General features: G+C 64.9%; 4 protein-coding genes. All 4 read left to right on the top strand.

The annotated features are described in order from the left end of the window. Window positions 1-354: 354 nt before the first annotated feature. Window positions 355-2,166: a threonine--tRNA ligase gene (gene thrS / locus MUO23_13320; GenBank protein MCJ7513929.1), complete on the top strand. Its 1,812-nt coding sequence runs from the start codon at window positions 355-357 to the stop codon at window positions 2,164-2,166. A 149-nt stretch (window positions 2,167-2,315) separates the two neighbouring features. Continuing rightward, on the top strand, window positions 2,316-3,461 hold the full coding sequence (locus MUO23_13315) for a L,D-transpeptidase (protein ID MCJ7513928.1): 1,146 nt from the start codon (window positions 2,316-2,318) through the stop codon (window positions 3,459-3,461). Between the two features lie 112 nt (window positions 3,462-3,573). Then, window positions 3,574-3,936 carry a hypothetical protein gene (locus tag MUO23_13310; protein ID MCJ7513927.1) on the top strand — a complete coding sequence of 121 codons (363 nt, stop codon included), beginning with the start codon at window positions 3,574-3,576 and terminating at the stop codon, window positions 3,934-3,936. A 279-nt stretch (window positions 3,937-4,215) separates the two neighbouring features. Then, a complete protein-coding gene (locus MUO23_13305) occupies window positions 4,216-6,225 on the top strand; it encodes a (Fe-S)-binding protein (GenBank protein ID MCJ7513926.1) in 2,010 nt (669 codons plus the stop codon). Window positions 6,226-6,491: the final 266 nt, after the last annotated feature.

Genomic DNA, 6,491 nt, shown 5'->3' with positions numbered 1-6,491 from the left:
GCCTCCGGTGTGGGCCACGCCGGGAAGCGACCGCCTGGATTGACTGGCCTATGGCCTGGGGTATAATCGCTGCAACAACTTAGCTCCTTGAGGCGATGACCGGGACGAGTAGCCGACTGCCGGGCCACCAGGGAGAGGGGATCTTGGACTGCAAGTCCCCTCGGGCGCCGAAGCGGCGAAGACCCCCCGCGAGCTTGACCCCGAAAGGCCTGCGGGCTGAGTAGGGCGAACGGTTGGCCCCGTTACCGGCCGTCCGAGATGGTCTGCAAAGACCAATCTGGGTGGAACCGCGAGGCTTTCGGCCCCCGCCCCAGACGGCGGGGGCTTTGCGTTTGGATAGAGAAGGAGGAGATCATGTCCGGACAGGGGAGCGAGAGGTACGAAGACTCCGAACTGTACCGCATCCGCCACTCGACCGCGCACATCATGGCCCAGGCCGTCATGGAGATGTTCCCCGGCCAGGCCAAGATCGCTATCGGCCCGCCGATCGCCGAGGGGTTCTACTACGACTTCGACTTGCCCCGCAGCCTGACGCCGGACGACCTTGAACGAATCGAGCAACGCATGCGCCAGATCATCGAAGGTGACTACCCCTTCGAGCGCCGCGCCTTGAGCGCCGCCGAAGCCAAGAAGATGTACGCCGACCAGCCCTACAAGATCGAGTTGATCGAAGGCCTGGAGAAGGGCGGCACCGACGAGTATGGCAATGAGGTCGCCGAGATGCCGGAGATCTCGATCTACCGCCACGCCACCTTCACCGATCTGTGCCGTGGGCCGCACGTCGAGCGCACCGGGAAAATCAATCCGCATGCCGTCAAGCTGACCAGCATCGCCGGGGCCTACTGGCGCGGCGACGAGAAGCGGCCCATGCTGCAGCGTATCTACGGCACCGCCTGGGGGACGGCCGAGGAGCTCGAGCAATATCTGTGGCGCCAGGAGGAAGCCAAGAAGCGCGACCACCGCAAGCTGGGCAAGGAGCTGGAGATCTTCACCTTTGACGATGAAGTCGGGCCCGGCCTGCCGCTGTGGCTGCCCAACGGCGGGGTACTGATTGAGGAACTCGAGCGCCTGGGCAAGGAGGTCGAGTCGCGGGCTGGCTATGTGCGCGTGCGCACGCCGAATCTGTCCAAGGAAGACCTGTTCATCCACAGCGGGCACCTGCCGTACTACGCCGAGAGCATGTTCCCGCCGATGGAGCTCGAAGGCGAGCGCTACTACGTCAAGCCGATGAACTGCCCGATGCACCACAAGATTTACGCTAGCAAGCCGCGCTCCTACCGCGACCTGCCGCTGCGCCTGGCGGAATACGGCACCTGCTACCGCTACGAGAAGAGCGGCGAGCTGTTCGGATTGATGCGGGTGCGGTCGCTGCAGATGAACGATGCCCACATCTATGTCAGCGAGGACCAGTTTGAGGCCGAGTTCATGGCCGTCATTGGGCTCTATCACGTGTACCTCAAGATCTTCGGCATCGACCGCTACATCATGCGCCTGAGCACGCATCACAAGTCCGGCCTGGGCAAGAAATACATCGACAACGAGCGGCTGTGGCTGAAGACCGAGGACATGGTGCGCCGGGCCATGCAGGGCGGCGGGGTGCCCTTCGTCGAGGTCGCCGACGAGGCCGCCTTCTACGGCCCGAAGGTCGATGTGCAGATCTGGAGCGCCACCGGTCGTGAGTTCACCCTGGCTACCAACCAGGTGGACTTCGCCCAGCCGGCGCGGTTCAACCTGACCTTTATCAACCGGGAAGGGCAGGAGGAGATGCCGCTGGTGATTCACCGCGCTCCGCTCAGCACCCATGAGCGCATGATCGGCTTCCTCATCGAGCACTACGCCGGGGCCTTCCCGGTTTGGCTGGCGCCGGTGCAGGCCAGCGTGATCCCGATCGCCGACCGGCACAACACCTACGCCGGGACGGTGGCGGATCGGCTGCGGAGCGAAGGCCTGCGGGTGGAGGTTGACGATCGTGGTGAACGGATGAACGCTAAGATCCGCGACGCCCAGCTGCGCAAGATCCCCTACATGCTGGTCGTTGGCGACAAGGAAGCCGAACAAGGGACGGTCGCCCTGCGCCTGCGCACCGGCGACAACCCGGGCCCGACGCCGCTGGCAGACTTCCTGGCCCGCGCCCGGCAGGAGGTCGAGAGCAAGGTGGCGTGGTAGGGGAGCGCCCGAGCAGCCGGCCAGCCGGTCAGCCCGGACCCGCGCCGGCCTCTTTCTCCCCAACCTGAGCGTTCAATGAATATCCGGGGCGGACTGGCTGACAGCCCGCCCCGCAGCGCATATAATCCCGCCCACGCATGAGGCGCCGCATGTCATTGCGAACGTTGGGTTTGCTGCTCTTCCTCTGGATGCCGGTGCTTGTTCCATCCTCTCCGGCACAGGCTGCCTCGGCTGAGGGTGATTCGGTACTGTGTTCGCCCCAGATGCAGATGCGCCACCCGGAATATTGCCCACGCAGCGGGCCCGGCGGCCGTTTGGTCGTGATGACGGAGCAGGGAACCTATCCGCCCAAACCACTGCACCTCCAGCCCCTGGATCCCGATCTGTCCTACGTTCCCTATTCGTATCGCCGGGTCTCAGACAAAGGCGCCAAGCTGTATGGTTCAGTCTCCGACGCCCTGAGTGAGTCCGGGGCGATCAACGCCTTCGACCCGGGATTCGTGTTTGTCTCCTGGATCGAGTGCACTGTCGAGCAGGGCAAGGCGATCTACATGGTGGCCCCGGGCGTCTATATGCGGGGCGGCGATTCCTGCAGTGAGATCGCACTGCCCGATTTTCACGGCCTGGCTCTGAGTCGCACGCCAGAGCGGCCGTTCGGCTGGATCGTGAATACGGCCGAGCCCTCCCGTTCCCCCGGGTACAACGAGCCCAAGACCGGAAGGACCCGCTATCGCCCCGAGCTGATCCAGATCTACGACAGCCAGGAGGTCGACGGTGTCACCTGGTACAAGATCGGGCCCGATGAGTGGGTGGACGATCGGCTGCTGGCGATTGTCACCCCCAACCCGAAGCGCCCCGAAGGCATTCCCGACGATCGGTGGATCGACATCAACCTGTATGAGCAGACGCTGACCGTCTACGAGCAGGGTCAGCTGGTGTTCGCCACCATGGTCTCGACGGGCTTGCCGGGATGGTGGACGCAGCCGGGAGTCTTCCAGGTGTATTCCCGGCTGGAGAATGATGACATGAGCGGCGCCTTTGCCGCCGACCGCTCGGATTACTACCTGCTCGAAGACGTGCCGTGGGTGCTGTATTTCGACAAGGCCCGCGCTATGCACGGCGCCTACTGGCACAATGGCTATGGCCTGCCGCGCTCCCACGGCTGTGTCAATCTATCCCCGACTGACGCCCACTGGCTGTTCGACTTCGCTCAGGAAGGCACGTGGGTCCACGTCTGGGATCCGTCGGGCAAGACGCCCACCGACGCCGAGTTCTACAGCCAAGGCGGGGCCTGACCCGGCTGAGGTCCACCCTCCCTGGGACTTAAGTACTGGTGGAAGCGCTGCGGGCGCTTCCTAGAATGATGTTGTATCTCTGTTCGACGGACTTCCTGGTTGAGGTGGTGTCATGCATGCGGAGAATCAACTTCTGTTTCCAGCGCAAGCCATCCCCCACCTGCGGCAGGCGCGAGGGGAGGAGTGGCAAGATCTGGTGGATCAGGTCACCCAGCTTCCCGAGGACCATCCCGCAAGCCTGGGGTTCGCCCTGATGATGGTTCGCTTGAATGGCTGCCTGGCCTGCGAGACCGATTCCTACCGAGCAATGCGCGGCTGTCTCTCCTGCGCCCGCCAGGTGCTGCACCGCCACAAGGGAAATGACGCTTCCCTGATGCAGCGCTACCAGCGTTCGGTGGACGAGGTGGCCGGGTACCTGGATGAGATGGCGCTGCCGCAGGTCGCCTCCCGACCCTCGCCGGCCCGCGCCGCCTGACCGACGATTCCTTCATGAGATGCTCTTCGGGGGTGCCGGCAGGCACCCCCGAACGCTTGTTGGCGCCTGAACCGAAGCAGGCGGCATGATACACTAGCCGCCGCGAACCTCAGGCTGGCCTGCGGCCTCAGAATGGCGCTTGGGGCCAGGAGCGAGCCCCACGCCACGGGGAGAATCCCCAGGACTTGGAGCAAGGTTCCCTGCGGGATTGAGTGTGGGCACGCCCGGTCTGCGGCGGCCGGGCCACAATCTCCGCTTCGCCATCGGAGCCGTTCCTTCATGCTGACCCCCCTCGAGAAGCTGGCTTTCCTTCTGCTCCTCGGCGCAAGCCTGACCCTGGCGGGACTCGGCGCCCGCCGCATCGTGGCCGTGATCGCCCGCGGGCGCGGTCGACCGGATTGGCGCCTAGCCCTGCGGCGCACCCCGGCCGTCATCCTCAAAACAGTCACCTTCTCGCCCGTGTTTCGCACCCGCCCGTGGACGTCATTGCTGCACGGCCTGGTGGGCTGGGGTTTTATCTACTTCCTGCTGGTCAATCTGGCAGACGTCCTGTTTGGATTCATCCCTGGCTTCGTCTTCCTCGGTGAGGGCCTAGCCGGAGACATCTTCCGCCTGGGCGGTGATGTCCTGACGGTCGGCATCCTGGTCGGAATGACCGCCCTGCTCACCCGACGGTTTGTCCTGGGTGGGCCCTCCCTGCAAACGCGTGACACCACCTTGCTGCATCCCAAGGCGCTGCGAGGCATCCGGCGGGACTCGGCGATCGTCGGTGGATTCATTCTGATCCACGTCGGGGCGCGCCTCATCGGCGAGTCGCTGCGCGTGGCGGCTTCGGGCTCGGGTGATCCCTGGATGCCCTTCGCTTCCACCCTGGCCACCGCCTGGCAGGGAGCCTTGCCGCCCCGGCTGGTGGCGGCGGAGCATGCCGCCTGGTGGCTGTCGCTGGGGACGATCCTGCTCTTCCTGCCCTACTTCCCGCGGTCCAAGCATATCCACTTGTTCTTCGCCCCGATCAACTTCCTGCTGAAACCGCAACGACGTTCGATGGGCGAGCTCGATCGGCTCAACTTCGAGGACGAGAGCATCGAGCAATTCGGGGTGGGACGACTGGAGGACCTGTCGTGGACCGGGCTGGTGGACGCTTATGCCTGCATCATGTGCAACCGCTGTCAGGACGCCTGCCCGGCCTACGCCACAGGCAAGATCCTGTCACCGGCTGCGCTGGAGATCAACAAACGCTACCTCCTCAATCAGGAGGGCGGCCGGATGGCGCGCGGCGATCCGAGCAGCCAGCCCCTGCTCGAGTTCGCCATCCCGGCGGAAGCAGTCTGGGCCTGCACCGCCTGCGGCGCCTGCGTGGATATCTGTCCGGTCGGTAACGAGCCGATGCGCGACATCCTCGAGATCCGCCAGCACCTGGTGCTGATGCAGAACCAGTTCCCCGAACAGCTTCAGTCAGCGTTCCGAGGCATGGAGCGAACGGCCAACCCGTGGAACATCGGCCCCGAGCAGCGTCTGGCCTGGGCGGGTGACTTGCCGATCCCGACCATCGCTAACAAGCCACAGCCGGAGGTCTTGTGGTGGGTGGGCTGCGCCCCGGCGAACGATCCTCGGGCCCAGAAGACGGCCAGGGCCTTCGCCCGCCTGCTGCTGGCGGCCGGGGTGGACTTCGCTGTGCTTGGGCAGGAAGAACGTTGCACCGGAGACTCGGCCCGTCGCGCCGGGAACGAGTTTCTATTCTCCCAGATGGCCAGCGCAAACGTCGAGACGCTCGACCGCGTGGCGCCGAAGCGGATTGTGACCACCTGCCCGCACTGCCTGCATACCCTCAAGAACGAGTACCCTGCCTTCGGCGGGAACTACACCGTCCTGCACCACACCCAGCTGCTGGAGGAGTTGATGCGGGAAGGCCGGTTGCACCTGGCTATGGTCGATGATGAGACGTTCACCTTCCACGATCCGTGCTATCTGGGGCGCCACAACCAGCTGTTCGATGGGCCGCGCTCCGTGCTGGCGCAGGCCGGTGGCGGCATGATCGAGATGCCGCGCCATGGAGCCCAGTCGTTCTGCTGCGGCGCCGGCGGCGCGCAGATGTGGAAGGAGGAGGAACACGGCACCCGCCGTGTGAGCCAGGAGCGGATTGCCGAGGCCGCCGCCACGGGCGCGGAGACACTGGCCGTCGGCTGCCCGTTCTGCCTGATCATGCTGACGGATGCCGCCAAGGTGCTGCCGAGCCCTCCGCAGGTGCGGGACGTGGCCGAGATCCTTGCGGCTCGGCTGCCTGCGTAGTCGAAGACAGCCGTCCGGTGCTTGGCCGCAGCTCGTGCGCCGGTCAAGGCAAACACGATCTACCCCCGGGGGAAGCGTTCGAGACTGACCCCGAAGCCACGCAGGCGAGGAGCGGCATAGGATTGGAGAGAATCGGGTGAAGCCCGAACCGGGCATCTACCCGTTCAGCGTGTGACAAGGGTCATCTTGGAGAACCAAGAAGCATTGCGGCGGCACGTGATTCGCCAAGAGGCATTGGGGTAGGCTTCTGGAGGCGAGATGGAATG

The organism is Anaerolineales bacterium (assembly GCA_022866145.1).
In the GTDB taxonomy this organism is placed as follows: domain Bacteria; phylum Chloroflexota; class Anaerolineae; order Anaerolineales; family E44-bin32; genus PFL42.
This window is presented reverse-complemented; position numbering and strand designations above follow the sequence as displayed.